Below are 16148 nucleotides of genomic sequence, written 5' to 3'. Positions count from 1 at the left end.
CCGTCGGTTCCCGTCTCACCGGTCAAGGGCAAGGCCGCGAAGGCGACGCAGATGGCGCGCTGGAGCACCGCCCAGGCCCACAAGACCTGGCCCGCCAAGGGCGCGGCCGACGTGGCGGTTCCCGCACACAGCGCCGCAACGCGGGCTGCCGGTGTCCCGGTGACGATTGCGGCGGCGCAGGGCCCGCACCGGGCTAGTACGGGCACCCGCCTCCATGTGTCGCTGCCGGGGCAGACGGCCGCAGAGAAGCTCTCTCTGAACGGAGTCGTTCTCACCGTCCAGCCGGACAGCGCCACTTCGGGCGGTACCGCCCAAGTGGGCCTCGACTACTCGGCGTTCAGGGACGCCTACGGCGGCGACTGGGCCGGCCGACTGCGCCTCGTCCAACTGCCGTCCTGTGCGCTGACCACCCCGCAAGCAGCCGCCTGCCGCAAGCAGACCCCGCTGACCTCTACCAACGACGCCAAGGCCCAGACGGTGTCAGCCGAGGTGCCGCTGTCCACCACCACGGCGCAGCCGATGGTGCTCGCGGCCGTGGCGGCCGCCGCGGGCGGAGGCGGCAGCTATGCGGCGACCTCCCTGGCCCCGTCCGGCCAGTGGACGGCCGGCGGCTCGACCGGCGCCTTCAGCTACTCGTACCCCATCTCGGTGCCCGACGTCCCCGGCAGCCTCGCCCCGAGCGTGTCCCTCGACTACAGCTCGCAGACCGTGGACGGGCGCACCTCCTCGACGAACGCCCAGTCCTCCTGGATCGGCGACGGCTGGGACTACTCGCCCGGCTTCGTCGAGCGCAGCTACGCCTCCTGCTCCGACGACACGGCGGGCGGCTCCCCCAAGACCTCGGACGAGTGCTGGTCGGACGACGTCGACTCGCTCACTCTGTCGCTGAACGGCTCTTCCAACACGTTGGTGCATGACGACACCACCGACACCTGGCACCCGCAGAACGACAGCGGCGAGAAGATCGAGGTCAAGACCGACACGGTCAACGGCGACAACGACAACGAGTACTTCGTCGTCACCACCGCCGACGGCACGCAGTACTACTTCGGCAGGAACCGGCTGCCCGGCTGGGCCACGGGCAACGCGACCACCAACTCGGTGTTCACCACGCCCGTCTACGGCAACGACGCCAACGAGCCGTGCCACGCCGCGACCTTCGCCGACTCCTGGTGCCAGCAGGGCTACCGCTGGAACCTCGACTACACCGTCGACCCGCACGGCAACGCGATCAGCTACTGGTACACGCCGGAGACCGGCTACTACGGCCGGGACAACGCCACCACCCCGACCGCGTACGCGCGCGGCGGCTACCTCGCCAAGATCCAGTACGGGCAGTTGGCCGGCAAGGTCTACGACAGCACCGCCCCGGCCGCTGCCCAGGTCTTCTTCGACACCTCCGAACGCTGCCTGGCCGACTCCAGTTTCGACTGCGCCACGTCGAAGATGACGACGGCCAACGCCTCGCACTGGCCGGACGTTCCCGTCGACCAGACCTGCGTCTCCACGGGCACGTGCAACAACCACGGCCCAGCCTTCTTCACCACCAAGCGTCTGACGGGCATCCGTACCCAGGCTCTCGTCGGCACGGCCTATCAGGATGTCGACGCCTGGACACTGACCCACACCTTCCCGTCGACCGGGGACACCACCACTCCGTCGCTGTGGCTGAGCCAGATCGTGCACACCGGCAAGGACGGCGGAAGCCTCGCCCTGCCGCCGGTGAAGTTCGCCGGCCAGGCACTGGCCAACCGCGTGGACGGCCTCGACGGCTACCAACCCATCACCCGCTATCGGATGACCACGGTCACCACCGAGTCCGGCGAGGTGATCACCGTCAACTACACCAGCCCTCAATGCCATCGCACGGGCACCCCGGTCCTGCCGTCCAGCGAGGACAACAACACCTACCGCTGCTATCCGCAGTACTGGACACCGCCTGGCCAGACCTCGCCACAGCTGGACTGGTTCAACAAGTTTCTCGTCAACTCCGTGACGACACAGGACCCCACCGCCGGTGGCCTACCCGTCCAGACCTCGTACAACTACGTCGGTGACCCGGCCTGGCACTACAACGACGACCCGCTGACCCAGGCCAAGTACCGCACCTGGAACCAGTGGCGCGGCTACGGCACGGTCGAGACCCGCACCGGCACGGCGCCCGCGCAGATCACGCTGTCCCGGGAGACGTTCTTCCGCGGCATGGACGGCGACAAGACCTCCACCGGCACCCGCAGCGTCACCCTCAACGACACCGCCAACGACGATCCGCAGAAGGACTCCGACTGGCTGGCCGGCCAGACCTTCGAAGCACAGTCCTACAACGGTGGCGGCGGCGCGCTGCTCTCGGACGGCGTCACCGACCCCTGGAGCTCGGCGGCGACGGCCACCCAGACCCGTACGAAGGCCGGCCTGGACCCGCTCGTCGCCCGCCGCACCAACATCCAGCGGGCGCGCACCGTCACCACCAAGGCGGACGGCACCAAGCGCACCACGGAGATCGACTACGCGATCGACGGTGCCACCGGTCTGCCCATGGCCGTGGACGACCAGGGCGACATCGCGACATCAACTGACGACAAGTGCACCCGCACCTGGTACGCGACAGACGCCTCCGGCAACCTGCTGCCGATCCCGCGCCGCGTCCAGGAGGTCGCCGTCTCCTGCTCCGCCACCCCGAAGTACCCGCACGACCTGCTCAGCGACGACCTCACCTTCTTCGACGGCTCCACGGACAACACCGCCACGCCCACCAAGGGCGATGTCACGATGGTCCAGAAGGCCGACTCGGTCGCCGACGACGGCACCCCGCACTACATCACGGCGCTGAAGAACACCTACGACTCCTACGGCCGCGAACTCACCGAGACCGACGCCGACGGCCGTGTCACGAGCACCGCCTACACTCCGGCGACCGGAACCAACCCGACCTCCGTCACGGTCACCCAGCCGAAGGTCACAGGCCAGACCGCGGGCTTCGCCTCCACGACGACGCTGGACCCTGTCCGCGGCCTGGATCTGAGGACCACGGACGCGGCAGGCTACTCCACCACCAGCACCTACGACCCGCTGGGCCGCCTGAGCGCGGTGTGGAGCCCGGGCTTCCCCACCGACAACAACCCCAACACCAAGTACAGCTACAACCTCTCGCCGTCAGTACCGTCCACGGTCACCACGCAGACCCTCGACGACGACAACGCCTACCGCACCTCCATTTCGATCTACGACGCGATGCTGCGGCCGCGCGAGACACAGACGGCGACCGTCGACGGCGGCCGGACGATCACCGACACTGTGTACGACTCGCACGGCTGGGCGGTCAGTTCCTCCGACGCGTACTACAACAGCGGCGCCCCATCCGGCACCCTGGTCGACGCGCCCGACAACCAGACGCCCTCCCAGACAGGCACGTTCTACGACGGAGCGGGCCGGGTGACCGCCTCGGTCGCCTACCACTTCGCCTCCGAGACCTGGCGCACCACCACCGCCTACCCCGGCGCCGACCGCGTCGACGTCACCCCGTCCGCCGGCACCACGCCCGTCGGTGCCACACCCACCACCACGTACACCGACGCCCGCGACCAACTCGTCAAACTGGTGCGCTATCACGGCACCACAGCCACCGGTGCCGCCGACACCGTCACCTACTCCTACGACGGGGACGGCCACCAGATCGGCCAGGACGACGGGCAGGGCCACACCTGGTCCAGCGGCTATGACCTTCTCGGCCGCCGCACCTCGCAGACCGACCCCGACACCGGTTCCTCCAGTTCGACGTACGACAATGCCGGCCAACAGCTGACCACGACCGACGCCCGCGGCAAGACCATCAGCTACACGTACGACGAAATGGGCCGCAAGAAGGCCGAGTTCGACACCACGGGCGGCGCCGCGCAGTCGACCACGAACGAACTGGCCGCGTGGACGTACGACACCCTGAAGAAGGGCAAGCCCACCGCGTCCATCCGCTACGTCGGCGGTACCGGCGGCTCCGCGTACACGGACAAGGTCCTCGGCTACGACAGTCACGGCTGGGCACAGGCCGGCGAACTCGTGGTGCCCGCCGCCGAAGGCGCCCTGGCCGGCAACTACATCCACCAGAACACGTACAACCTCACCGGAACGCTGAGGAGTTACACCGACCAGGACCCGACTGCCGTCAAGCTGCCACAGGAGACCGTCTCCTACAACTACGACGCCTACGGCCGCCCCACCTCTGTCGGCGGCACCACGAACAGCTGGGACTACGTCGACAAACTCAGCTACACGGAGTTCGACGAGCCGTACCAGCTCACCTACGGCACCTCGGGCAACTTCGCCCAGCAGACGCTGAACTACGACGACCAGACCCACCGCCTGACGGACTCGACCACCATCACCCAGTCCGGTGCCGCGATCGCCGACAAGACCAGCTACGCCTACCAGCCCTCCGGCAACGTCACGAAGATCACCGACAAGCTGGAGACCGGCTCGACCGACACCCAGTGCTTCGACTACGACTGGGCACAGCGCCTGAAGGACGCGTGGACGGCCACGGACGACTGTGCGGCAACTCCCGCATCCGGAGCCTCCAGCACGGTGGGCGGCCCGTCGCCGTACTGGCAGTCCTGGTCCTACGACGCAACCGGAGCCCGTTCCTCCCAGGTGGACCACAACACCGCGGGCGACACCTCGCACGACGCGACGGCCTCCTACACCCCGTTCGCGGCGGGCAAGGGCCCCGCCCACGCGGTGTCGACGGTGGACACCGTGGTGCCGGCCGACTCGACGGCCAACACCACCAAGGCCTACACCTACGACCAGGACGGCAACGTCCTCACCCGCACCACCCGCGCGGGCACGGACACCCTCACCTACAACGACGAGGGCGGCCTCTCCGAGCTGGCCTCGACCGGTTCCAGCGGCGACACGAAGTACCTGTACGACGCCGACGGCGGCTTGCTGATCCGGCGTAGCCCCGCTGGTGCCACCCTCTACACGGGCGACGAGGAGATCACCCTCAAGACCGGCGCCACCAGCGCCGACGGCGTGCGCTACATCTTCATCGCCGGCCAGACCGTGGCCGCCCACTCCTCCGACGGCAAGTTCACCTATCTGATCCCCGACCGCCAGGGCACCGGCACGCTGGAGATCGACTCCCAGACCCAGCAGGTCACGCGCCGCCAGTACAAACCCTTCGGCGAAACACGCGACCAGACCGGCACGTGGATCGGGCAACAGGGCTACGTCGGCGGCACCCAGGACGACAACACGGGTCTGACCAACCTCGGCGCCCGCGAGTACGACCCGTCCATCGGCCGCTTCCTCAGCCCCGACCCGCTACTCGACCCAGGCTCCCCGCAGACCTGGAACGCCTACGACTACGCGGGCGACTCCCCGGTCACCGAGTCCGACCCGTCGGGCCTGTGCATGGCCGACCAGTGCGGCATCGGCTACCCCATCGGCGGCACCGGCACCAGCAAGAGCAACCCGACCCGGTACGTCACGACCGGCCCGGTCGATCCCGGTGGTTCCAACACCTCGGTCTGCCACCAGGGCCGCTGCTCCGACGGCCACACGCTCGGCGCCGCCGGCGGCAACATCAGCAAGCAGACCTACGACCCGCAGGCCGAGGCCAAAGCCGTACAGCGCGCCAAAGCAACCGCGGACGCCGCCGCTACCGCAGCGAAGAAGCAGGCATCCGGCCTCCAGCACCAACTGCTCAGTCTGGTCGCGGACGTCCTCGGCCTGACCGACGCCTACAACTGCTTCACCAAGGGCGACGTCATGGGCTGTATCAACACAGCGCTGACAGCGGTCCCCTGGGGCAAGGTCTTCAAAGCCATCAAGGTCGGCGTCGAAGCCTTCAAGGTCTGGCGCTCCCTCGACCGCGCCTACACAGCGGTGAAGGACGCGGAGGAAGCCGCGAAGCTGGCTGAGGACGCGGTGAAGGCGGAACACGCTGTTGCGGAGGCCCGGGAGGCGGAGAGCGCGGGGGCCGACGCGGCGAGCTGTGCGACGCACAGCTTCGTACCGGGTACCGGTGTCCGCCTGGCGGACGGCTCGTCCAAACCGATCAGCAAGATCAAGATCGGCGACACGGTCCTGGCGACAGACCCGCAGACGGGCGTCACAGCCCCGGAGAAGGTCCAGAACGTCATCGTCACCACGACGGACAAGGACTTCACCACCCTGACCCTGGACACGGCCCCGGTCCGTGGCCCACCCCAGCACACGAAGACCGACGCCCAGACCCTCACCACTACCTGGCACCACCCCTTCTGGGACGCCACCCACCACCGCTGGACGGACGCCCGCGACCTCGCCCCTGGCACCCAACTCCGTCAGCCGGACGGCACCACCGTCACGGTGGTCGAAATCCACAACTTCCACCAGCACCAGACCACATATGACCTCACCGTCGGCACTCTCCATACGTACTATGTGCTGGCCGGGGCCACGCCGGTCTTGGTCCATAACTGCACTATTTCGATGGATGAGGCCGTTAATCGTGCCGTGGCGCACGTTGGTGACAATGCAACGGTAGTGCGATCCGGTAGCGGCGGAGTTCAGTTCATGAGTGTGACGACCGATGAGTCTGGGAACGCGGTCAGGAAGATTGCACGGTTCGATGTGAACCCCAATAGTGCTCACGTCCAGAAACTGGGACCGCACCTGAATCTGGAAACTCAGATCAATGGGAAGACGGTTACTAGTGGCCCGCTCAAGGATCCGCACACCGGTATAGATCCATCCACTATCCGGTCGGGCGACTACTGGCCATAGGTGACTGACGGAGACGTAATGATGAAAGTGTTGCGCGACGACTCGATGGGGGAATTGGAGCTGTCTGGAACCCGCTCCGAACTGCTGGCCCTGGGTCGAAAGCTGCGGAGCGGCGAGGGGAAAACCCTCCTCGCGAAGGTATCGAGTCCATTCCCTTACAGTAGATCGTTGTTGCGCATCGAGGTTCGCCAAGCGAGTGGGAAGGTTGGGATTTCTTCTTCCGGGGGCGGTGAGTCTCTGGACGTAGAAGGCAGTCTGGAATCCCTCTCTCTCCTTGCCGAGAACATCGAAAGATTCGCTTTGGAGGCGGATCAGGGCGACCACCTCCATGTGGACTATTTTCCGGGACATGACTATCTGGCCGAAGGGTCAGGATCGCTGGTTGTCGCCATCGACAGCGACGCAGTGTAGGTGTCATGAAGCGGCTGGGTGCAACTGGCCTTGAAGCGGAGTTATTTAGGGTTCCATGCATTATCCAGCGGCCCACCGGATCTGTTTCCGGTGGGCCGCTGGGATGTCTGACGGCGGTAGCTGACGGCGACGTCAGCGGACGGGTTCTGTACCAAGTGCGCAGCATCGAGGGCATCCAAAAGGGCCAGCAGGTATGAGTCAGGTAGTGCAGTGCCGGAACACCAGCAGCGTCAGATCACCGACGAGCAGTTCCACGACGCTACGTTGATCTGGAATTACCACCAGATGGGCCACGCGGTGCGTCCCTGCGCGGCGGCGATCGGCCCGGGCAGCCACGATCTGGGCGTGGCCACCACGGTCGCCGACCTCTACCGCGCGGGCCTGTTCCCCGTCGCCGTGTTCAGCGGTGGCAACAGCCCCACCACCCGCGCCCGGTTCCCGCGCGGCGAGGCTGTCCACTACCGCGAACATGCGCTGAGCCTGGGTGTGCCGGACGAGGCGATCCTGGTCGAGCCGAAGGCGGCGAACACTGGACAGAACATCACCTTCTCCCGTGAGCTGATGGCCGAGGCGAGCATGGAGGTGGAGTCGCTGCTGCTGATCTCCGAGCCGCTGGAGTTGGACGACTACATCAAGTTGATCGGCGACGAGATGCTCGTCGTCGCAATCGACTCGCGGCCCTCGACGACCCGAGGAAGCGACAGTGGCCACGCTCCCACGCACCTGCCCAACGGACGCCCGACGCTCGTCAACCAGGCGTTGCTCGTTGAGTCGCACAGGTCCCGCCGAGCAGTCAGTCTCCTCGTTCACCAGTATTTCGGCCGCAGCCTGGCCTGTCGTCCGTGAGGTCTTGGACTTGGTCCTCGATCGGTTCGAGGACACGGACCGTGTGGCGGACCTTGCGAGGACATCGACCGTCGCCCTGCCTACCGGTCTCGGCTGGACCGGTGAGGTGCTTGAAAGCAGTGCCACCCAGACCCGCCAAGGCCGGTCCGAGCGATTGGCCGACCTCGCCTGGAGGAAGCCCTGGACCTGGCTGGAGCCTTGGCTCGCTCGGTAATCGCAGCCGGGGTTCAGGATCCGGGCAGTAGTGCCATGACGGTGGACTGGACGAGTTGGGCTGCGGCCAGGAGGTTGGGGAATCCGCCGCAGCGCTCGACGAGGTTCTGGAGCATGTAGCGCAGCGTGCCGGGGTCGCGGTCGGGTTCGTCCAGGCGCGAGGTGATCATGGCGAGGTCGCGCAGGGCAGCGTCCACCTCGGGGTATTGGCCGCGTAGTTCTTCCAGACGCCGTCGAAGGTCGTCGATGCTCTCGCGGGCCTTGTCCACGGCTTCGTTGGTGATGTTGTTGGTCTGACTGACGTTCTGGGAGAACGCCGCGGCTTGGGCTGGTCCGATCATCTTGCCGGTGTTGATGATGCCGAAGTTGGGTCCGTTGGGGGCAGGGTCGGGCTGGCGGCGGATGGCCATGTGGGGCTCCTGGTGGGGTGCGGGTCAGTTGGTCATGGCGGGATTGTTGGAGAACGGCGTGGCCTGTACGGGGCCGGCCATGGTGCCGCCGTTCATGACGCCGAAGTTGTAGATCGCGGTGGCCTGTTGCTGGTAGGCGGCGATGTCGACGTTGTGGTCGCGCAGGAAGATCTCGGTGGAGTCGAAGACGCGGCGCTGCATCATCTGCACGTAGTAGCGGGCGTCGTCATTGGTATGCATGTCCTCGATCCAGCGCACGCTGTAGACCTCGCGGAGACTGACCGGTCCACTGCCCGGATCGAGTTCGGGGCGCGTGCGGGCCGTGCGGCGTACGAGCCGGTCGAGGCCGATGTAGATGTCGCCGAGAGCGTTGAACGCGGTGCGGCCGAGCCATCTCAGGCTGCGCGGGTCGGCAGGCTTGAGACCGGCGACCTTCGGGTTGAGCGGGCACATGATGTGCGGCCGGACCGTGACGCGCAGAAAGCCGCCCTGGTAGGCGAGGTGAACCAGGACGGCGGCGATGAGATCGCCGTTCCAGGCGGTGACCCGGGCCCAGATGTAGCGGCGGGCGATCTCCTCGGCGGGCTTGTCGCCGATGTTGTCTTCGGCGAGGGCGTGCAGGGTGCGCCAGGCGTCGTCGTCGATCTGATCCCAGCGCTTGTAGTGGATGCCGGCGATGCCGATGACCTCCATGCGCGGGATGGGGTGATCGCGGTGATGGGCGGGTGCCGGGTCGTCCAGGCGGCGCGCGACATGGGTGTGCAGCTGGGCCACGGTGAAGTGCTTCAGCGGCTTGCGGGCCACCGGCTTGTTGTGCTGAGACAGGGCATCCAGAACCGCTTTTGCCACCTCGGCCATGTCGGGCTGGCCTTGGCGTTGTGCCGGCGAACCGAGTCCCGATGGCAGCCCGGTGTCGTCGTCTCCCGCATCCTGGTTCTCCGGGGCCGGTTCGACGTCGATGCCGATGACCGCAGGCGGCCATGCCTGAAGACCCGCTCCGAGAAAGCGGTCCCGGTCGCCGCTGTCGCGGCGCTCGCGGAGATACGGCAGGGCATGGGCCTGGACGGCTGTCGGAGTCGCGTGCAGCTCACCGGCCAACATGGCGTTGAGGCGTGTCTGTGCCAGGTAGCGCTCGACGAGGTACACGCCCCACACCCCGACAACCAGGGTGAGGGCGGCCCATCCCACCGTCAGACTGCCAGCGATGGCCTGCCAGACGACAACCGCGACCACGGCAGCGACGGCACATCGCCGTTTCCGCATATGGCGTATGGCGCGGTCCGAGGCTTCCACCACTGGCTCCTGGTGGAAGCCGTACACCGGCACCGGCCGCTTCGACTTCTTGATCCTCCGCCGAACCCAGACCGCGTAGTCCTCACCCACCACGACCGACGGCGGTACCGGCTCGGAGGAACCGGGTGCCTTCTCCGCCTCCTTGAGAGGAAAGAGCCACCGAAACCGCTTCCGTAAGGCTGCCTTCAACTCCTTCCACAGCCGGGCCAGTTCGGCGCGCAACTCGGCCAGCCAGTCCGTACGGGCGAAGGCCGCAGCGCTCAACCGACGGGTGACCCCCTCGGTATAGACCCCATGCTTGATCACTTCCCGCGCATCAGTCGCAGTCCCCAACGGCACCGCTGGTGCCGAAAAGACAGATTGATGCTCCGCGTAGGACAAGTCCCCCACCCCCGTGTCTCCGATGCCCCACCGCGACATCTGAATACGGCAGACGCAGAGGTGTATCGTCCTCGCGCATGGCACGCGCCGCCATGTCGCAAAACGGTATAAGGAACCCATGGCGGCATTCGAATCGAACAATGACCGAAAGGCGCCTCCATGCCGCGCGGTTACCGGCGGCGCAGGTGGCTTTCCGGCAGAACCTAAACGCCGGACGTCACTGAGAGCGCGGTTGTGCTTGGGCCGGCTGCTGTGTGGCTGGGGCGGCTGCTGTCATCGGAACCGAAGCACCGGTGTGCCGTACGGCCGCCTGCGAGCCTGTGCTGCTCGGGCTCGTGCGCCGGGTGCCAGCCGTACGCTGAGGCGTCGGATGCGCCAGGCCAGGACTCGTGCAAGGGAGTCGGCGTCGTCCAAGGCACGCTGGTCGGCGGCCTGCTGGAGGAGCCGCTCAGGATCGTGGCCTGCTGCCTCGGCCTCGGCGGGGGCTGGTGAGCGCGCCAAAGGCGCGGTCTTCGACGACCAGCTCGACATGGTCGGGAACAGCCTGGCGCAGGTGGCGGATGTGCCGGTCCATGGTCTGCTGCAGCGGTCGGCGCTGGGCGAGGGCAGCCAGTGGTGTGGCGGTGGTCGTAGGCGGTTTGGACGTGGGTCAGCGGCTGGTGGGCGGCTGGTGGGCGGCGGCGACTTGCTGGTCGTGGTGGCGGAGTTGGTGCCAGCGGGCGGCGGCGATGACGAGGAGGCTCGCGGCGTCGACAAACATCGCCAGGGCCGGCGCCCTCCTTGAGGGCGGGCTCGCGGAGCATAGCTCGTACGGCGCTGCGCAGGGCGTAGTGGTGCTCGACGTGGATTCGGGAGCGGTTAGCGCGCTCGAACGCGGTTGCTGGCTCTAGGAGTTGGAGGAGCACGGCCTGGAGTGTGACGAGGGGGAGGGCGTCGAGGGCTTCGCCGAAGGCAGCTATGTGAGCTTGGGAGACTTGGTCGTCGGGTTGGTGGGGATGCGTGCGGTTGCGGTGGCATTGGCCTGGTGCCAAGGGTCGGGCACCGGCCTGCCCGACTGGTCGGTGGGCTGAGGACCAGGCTTTCCAGGCGTTTTTGGATCTTGGGGAAGCTTCACTACGAGGTCCTCCGCGACTCCGGCGCGGCGACGAACGAGTAGGGCTATCCGGGCACGAACTGGTCCGACGAGCGTCCGCTACGGCCGCAGACATGACAGGACAAGCGGTTCGCACTGGTCGGCGCGTCCGGCCGGAGCCAATGGGTGACATCCACCGCCAGGACCAGGCGCCCGTCAGTGGCCTTGGGCTGCGGCAGCCCAGCCAGTACCTGCCGCAGCCGCGGCACATCGACGTTCCTGCTGTTCAGCGCGGCGTACATCGCGTCGTGCCCGCGCCGATGCTCAGCCGCCAGCGTGAGGTCCATCGGCGAGGTCCCCGGCCGTCCGCACATGGCAACGCGTCTACCAGCTCGAACAGTTTGTCCATACGCGTGGTCAGACAGTCGAAAAGGTCGTCCCGAAAGCGTGAGGCGTTCGCGAACGCCTTGGCCGGAACAGCATCAGGCAGCAGACTCACCCTCGCGGCCTTCGAACTGGCCAAGCGAATCTTTGGTCGGAGCGCATGATCGGGCGGAGGCCTCTCGCGCGTCCGCTGAACAGCACAACCAGAGATCAAGTTCGAGTGCCGTTCGGAAGCGGGTAAACCGGTCCGGCGGCAGCCAGTGAGGCGTGGATCCGGCTGACGGCACGCAGGATCTCGTCTCGGTTCTTCGCTCGCTTGATCCATGCCGGAAGGCGGGCCACCAAGGTCATCTTTTGGCCGGTGTCGTACCAGGGTGCTCGTTCTCGCAGTGATGCTCCTACGAAACGGCGGATCAGGTCGAGATGTTCGAGGCTGTATGCCCACAACCACCCATGCCGGGTCTCAACCTGGAACCACAATGGCATACCGAAGTACGGATCAGTCGCGGGTTGAGCTGTGCCACGGGAGAGCGTGACAAGACGGCCGCTCCACATCCGTGACAGTCCGCAGCCACGGCAGACCAGACGTCGTGGCCTGAACAGGATCGGACCTCCGGGATTGGAGTCTTCGGGCGCTGGAACGGCACGAGCGGCCCTTTCGCAACCAGGACACCGCACGATGATCAAGCTGATGAAGTCGTACTCGGTACTGCGCGGATCCCGGAACCGACCGGAGAGCAAGGCCATGCGCCGAGTATGCAACTGTCCCGCAGATCGGCGCATCCCGATTCGACCACTCACGCTCTGGCCCGTCGCCCACCCTGCCAGGGCCTGACGGAGGTTAACGAACAAGCTCAGACGGGCCCTTGGCGTCGTCCGCGACGGCGATTTTGTATCCCGCGCACGTTTCCAGAGGGGAAGTGCACGACCTCGACGAGCACGCCATCGATGTGGCTGAGCAGGTCGACGAACTGCTCGATGTTGGAGGCGGCGGCGGACGGGATCTTCCTGGCGCTTGCCGTCGGCCTCCTGGTATTGGAAAGCGGACTACTGGCGGACCACGATGCGGAGGGTGGACGGCCCGGGCCAGGGCGATCGCGGACAAGGCGCCCACTGGCGACGCCTTCACGGAAGCCGAGGCGGAAAGCAACGGCGACCCACCCCGCCACCCAGGGCACATCATCGCCCCAGCGAAATCAACATGCCCTCAATGCGCCCTGGCCGCCTGACGGCCCCTCCGAGGACATGAAAAAGGCGAGGCCCGAAGACCCCGCCCGAATCCCACGAAACCCCAGCTCAAGGCCAGACAAGGCAATAAGGCTGATGCCCCGCCTCATGCAACCGATGGCTGAAGTCCTGCCACTCGTGCAGCAGTTGGTACACATTGAACGCGTCACGCGGCCCGCCCCGGTCCGGGACTGTCGACCAGATGAAGGCGGCCGCGCCGACCTGCTCCTCGCCTATGCCGCGGAGGGGGTCGACGACGGTCATGGGGAGTTTGACGACGGCGTAGTCGGGGTGGAGGACGACGAGTTCGAGCGGGGGGACCTTGTGGAGGGGGACGCCTTCTATACCGGTGAGGACCATGGCGGCCATGGTTTCCGGCTTGATCTTGGTGAACATGCCGTTCATCCCGAGTTCGTCGCCGCCGAGTTCCTCAGGGCGCATGGAGATCGGGACGCGGGCTGCCGTCGCGCCGTCGGGCGCGCCGAAGTATTTGTAGGTCACCCCCACCCGGCCACCATTCCCGCTCCCTGCCGCCAGCCGCTCGATCCTGCGGGCGGCACGCTCGGGCTCCCCTCCGGCTCTGGCCCCGGCTGCTTCGTCCGCCTCGCGTCGGTGCTTCCCCCCGTGGGCACGCCGAGGGCCGAGGTCATCGGTCCCCTCGCCCAGTCCGCCACCGCGATGCATATCTCCACCCGACTGCTTTTGTAAGGCGCGCGACCCCCGTCACGCAACCCGATCATCGTGACAGTGACCTCCCCCACGGCCGCACGCCGAAACGTGCGCTGAAACACCTGTCCGCAGGATCTTCGCGGCCTCTGAACACCATCGTTCATGTGAGCTGTCCGTACCAGGCCCCAGTTTCGCAGATGGCCGGAGGCCGTAGCCCGTTTGTCGTACCGAGCATGGACCCGCCGACTGTGCAATGGCTGGGATCTTCCGTACGTGGCAAGGGGCGCCCGCGTTCACGGCACCTCTGCTCAGGTGTCCATGGCGTGCCGGCGGCGGCGTGCTCTCGTGCCCGCGGCGGCCGGAGGACGCTGGCCTACCCTGAGTAGGTCACTAGCCCCCCGGAGTCGGAGACGTCGCAGGTCATGACCGAACTGCCTTATCCCTATGAAGCCCCAGTCTCGCAGTCGCTGTTCGACCGTGCGGCCGTTGTCACGCCAGGTGGCGTGAACTCTCCTGTGCGCGCGTTCCGGGCCGTGGGCGGTACGCCCCGGTTCATGGTGTCCGGTAACGGTCCCTACCTCACCGACGCCGACGGGAGGGAGTATGTCGACCTCGTCTGTTCCTGGGGGCCGATGATTCTCGGGCATTCTCAGCCCGACGTCATCGCAGCGATCCAGGACGCCGTCTCCCGCGGTACGTCCTTCGGTACGCCCGGTGAGGGCGAGGTCGCCCTGGCCGAGGAGATCGTCGCCCGTGTCGAGCCCGTCGAGCAGGTCCGGCTGGTCTCCAGCGGGACCGAGGCGACCATGTCCGCCATCCGTCTCGCGCGCGGGTTCACCCGGCGGGCCAAGGTGATCAAGTTCGCCGGGTGTTACCACGGTCACGTCGACTCGCTGCTCGCCGCGGCGGGGAGCGGAGTGGCCACCTTCGCGCTGCCCGACACCCCCGGCGTCACCGGGGCCCAGGCCGGCGACACCATCGTCCTCCCCTACAACGACCTCGAAGCCGTGCAGGCCGCCTTCCACGCGCACCCCGGTGAGATCGCCTGCGTGATCACCGAGGCCTCGCCCGGGAACATGGGCGTCGTGCCGCCGCGGCCCGGGTTCAATCAGGGACTGAAAGATGCCTGCGCGAAGAACGGTGCGCTCTTCGTCTCCGACGAGGTCATGACCGGGTTCCGCACGAGCAGGGCCGGCTGGTACGGCATCGACGGGGTCAAGCCCGACCTCATGACCTTCGGCAAGGTCATGGGCGGTGGCTTCCCGGCCGCCGCCTTCGGTGGGCGGGCCGATGTCATGGGTCACCTGGCACCCGCCGGCCCGGTGTACCAGGCGGGCACGCTGTCCGGGAACCCCGTCGCCACCGCCGCCGGGCTCGCGCAGCTGCGACTGCTCGACGACGCCGCGTACGAGAAGATCGACGCGGTGAGCGAGCAGATCCGCGACCTCGTCACGGAGGCGCTCGGCAAGGAGGGCGTGGCCCACCGGCTGCAGAACGCCTCCAACATGTTCTCCGTCTTCTTCACCGGGCGTGAGGTGCGCGACTACGAGGACGCGAAGGCGCAGGAGTCCTTCCGGTTCACCGCGTTCTTCCAGTCGATGCTGGCGCAGGGTGTGTATCTGCCGCCTTCGTCGTTCGAGTCCTGGTTCGTCTCCACCGCCCACGACGACCGGGCGATTCAGCGGATCGCCGACGCCCTTCCGGCGGCGGCACGGGCAGCAGCGGAGGCCACGGCGGCATGAGCTACGACAACAGCAATGGCAGCACCCTCGGCGGCGGCGCCGACGACATCACCGTCGTACACCTGATGCGGCACGGTGAGGTCGCCAACCCGGACGGTGTTCTTTACGGGCGGCTGGCCGGTTACCACCTCTCCGAACTCGGGCGACAGATGGCCGACCGGGTCGCCGAGCACCTCTCGTCGCGGGACGTCACGCATGTCGTCGCCTCGCCGCTGGAGCGGGCGCAGGAGACCGCGACGCCCATCGCCAAGGCGCACGGCCTCGACCTGTCGACCGACGGGCGGCTGATCGAGGCCGAGAACATCTTCCAGGGCAAGACCTTCGGCGTCGGGGACGGTGCCCTGCGGCGGCCGGACAACTGGAAGTACCTCGTGAACCCCTTCAAGCCGTCCTGGGGCGAGCCGTACGTGGATCAGGTCGTACGGATGATGGGGGCGCTGGACGCCGCCAAGGACGCGGCCCGTGGGCATGAGGCGGTGTGCGTCTCGCACCAGTTGCCCATCTGGATCGTGCGCTCCTACGTGGAGCGGCGACGGCTGTGGCACGACCCGCGCAGGCGGCAGTGCACGCTGGCGTCCCTGACGAGCTTCACCTACCGCGGCGACAAGATCGTCTCCGTGGGCTACACCGAGCCCGCCCGCGATCTCGTCCCCGCCCATCTCCTCGCCGGCGCCAAGCCGGTGAAGGGACAGGACAAGGCATTCGGCGCGTGAGTGTCTGTACGGGGGGAGCCTA

General features: G+C 67.2%; 9 protein-coding genes and 1 pseudogene. 5 read left to right on the top strand and 5 right to left on the bottom strand.

What is annotated here, in order from left to right; genetic code table 11:
• Window positions 1-51 precede the first annotated feature (51 nt).
• From ACFYPC_RS25915 to ACFYPC_RS25905, 3 genes are all read left to right on the top strand, one after another.
• Window positions 52-6765, top strand: coding sequence for an RHS repeat-associated core domain-containing protein (locus ACFYPC_RS25915; protein WP_388680546.1), 6714 nt, complete (start codon window positions 52-54; stop codon window positions 6763-6765).
• A complete protein-coding gene (locus ACFYPC_RS25910) occupies window positions 6766-7176 on the top strand; it encodes a hypothetical protein (RefSeq protein WP_388680543.1) in 411 nt (136 codons plus the stop codon).
• 210 nt (window positions 7177-7386) lie between these two features.
• Entirely contained in the window at window positions 7387-8022 is a 636-nt protein-coding gene (locus ACFYPC_RS25905; RefSeq protein WP_388680541.1) for a YdcF family protein, read from the top strand.
• Between the two features lie 227 nt (window positions 8023-8249).
• Here ACFYPC_RS25905 and ACFYPC_RS25900 read toward each other — a convergent pair whose 3' ends face one another.
• From ACFYPC_RS25900 to ACFYPC_RS25880, 5 genes and pseudogenes are all read right to left on the bottom strand, one after another.
• A complete protein-coding gene (locus ACFYPC_RS25900) occupies window positions 8250-8645 on the bottom strand; it encodes a hypothetical protein (RefSeq protein ID WP_388680538.1) in 396 nt (131 codons plus the stop codon).
• A gap of 24 nt (window positions 8646-8669) precedes the next feature.
• Window positions 8670-10202 (bottom strand): hypothetical protein, encoded by a 1533-nt coding sequence (locus ACFYPC_RS25895; RefSeq protein WP_388680537.1) that lies wholly within the window; start codon window positions 10200-10202, stop codon window positions 8670-8672.
• Between the two features lie 1278 nt (window positions 10203-11480).
• Window positions 11481-11890: pseudogene (locus tag ACFYPC_RS25890) on the bottom strand (transposase); the annotation flags it as partial.
• 95 nt (window positions 11891-11985) lie between these two features.
• Window positions 11986-12522, bottom strand: a complete 537-nt coding sequence (locus ACFYPC_RS25885; RefSeq protein WP_388680534.1) for a hypothetical protein — start codon at window positions 12520-12522, stop codon at window positions 11986-11988.
• A gap of 549 nt (window positions 12523-13071) precedes the next feature.
• Window positions 13072-13509 (bottom strand): hypothetical protein, encoded by a 438-nt coding sequence (locus ACFYPC_RS25880; protein ID WP_365439446.1) that lies wholly within the window; start codon window positions 13507-13509, stop codon window positions 13072-13074.
• A gap of 584 nt (window positions 13510-14093) precedes the next feature.
• On the opposite strand from ACFYPC_RS25880, the gene hemL reads away from it, so the two are divergent.
• Window positions 14094-15413 (top strand): glutamate-1-semialdehyde 2,1-aminomutase, encoded by a 1320-nt coding sequence (hemL, locus tag ACFYPC_RS25875; RefSeq protein WP_388680531.1) that lies wholly within the window; start codon window positions 14094-14096, stop codon window positions 15411-15413.
• Window positions 15410-16126, top strand: coding sequence for a histidine phosphatase family protein (locus ACFYPC_RS25870; RefSeq protein ID WP_388680528.1), 717 nt, complete (start codon window positions 15410-15412; stop codon window positions 16124-16126). Before hemL ends, ACFYPC_RS25870 begins: the two co-directional genes overlap by 4 nt.
• The last annotated feature ends 22 nt before the right edge of the window (window positions 16127-16148 follow it).

The sequence above is a fragment of the Streptomyces sp. NPDC005808 genome (assembly GCF_042871385.1).
Classification (GTDB): domain Bacteria; phylum Actinomycetota; class Actinomycetes; order Streptomycetales; family Streptomycetaceae; genus Streptomyces.
Note: the sequence above shows the minus strand (reverse complement) of the source record. Positions and strands in the feature narration are given on the sequence as shown.

Bases quoted from the DNA above. Each gene is read 5' to 3' on its own strand.
- ACFYPC_RS25900 (WP_388680538.1), bottom strand. From the start codon at position 8,645: ATGGCCATCCGCCGCCAGCCCGACCCTGCCCCCAACGGACCCAACTTC.
- ACFYPC_RS25885 (WP_388680534.1), bottom strand. From the start codon at position 12,522: ATGGCCTTGCTCTCCGGTCGGTTCCGGGATCCGCGCAGTACCGAGTAC.
- ACFYPC_RS25870 (WP_388680528.1), top strand. From the start codon at position 15,410: ATGAGCTACGACAACAGCAATGGCAGCACCCTCGGCGGCGGCGCCGAC.
- hemL (WP_388680531.1), top strand. From the start codon at position 14,094: ATGACCGAACTGCCTTATCCCTATGAAGCCCCAGTCTCGCAGTCGCTG.
- ACFYPC_RS25915 (WP_388680546.1), top strand. From the start codon at position 52: ATGGCGCGCTGGAGCACCGCCCAGGCCCACAAGACCTGGCCCGCCAAG.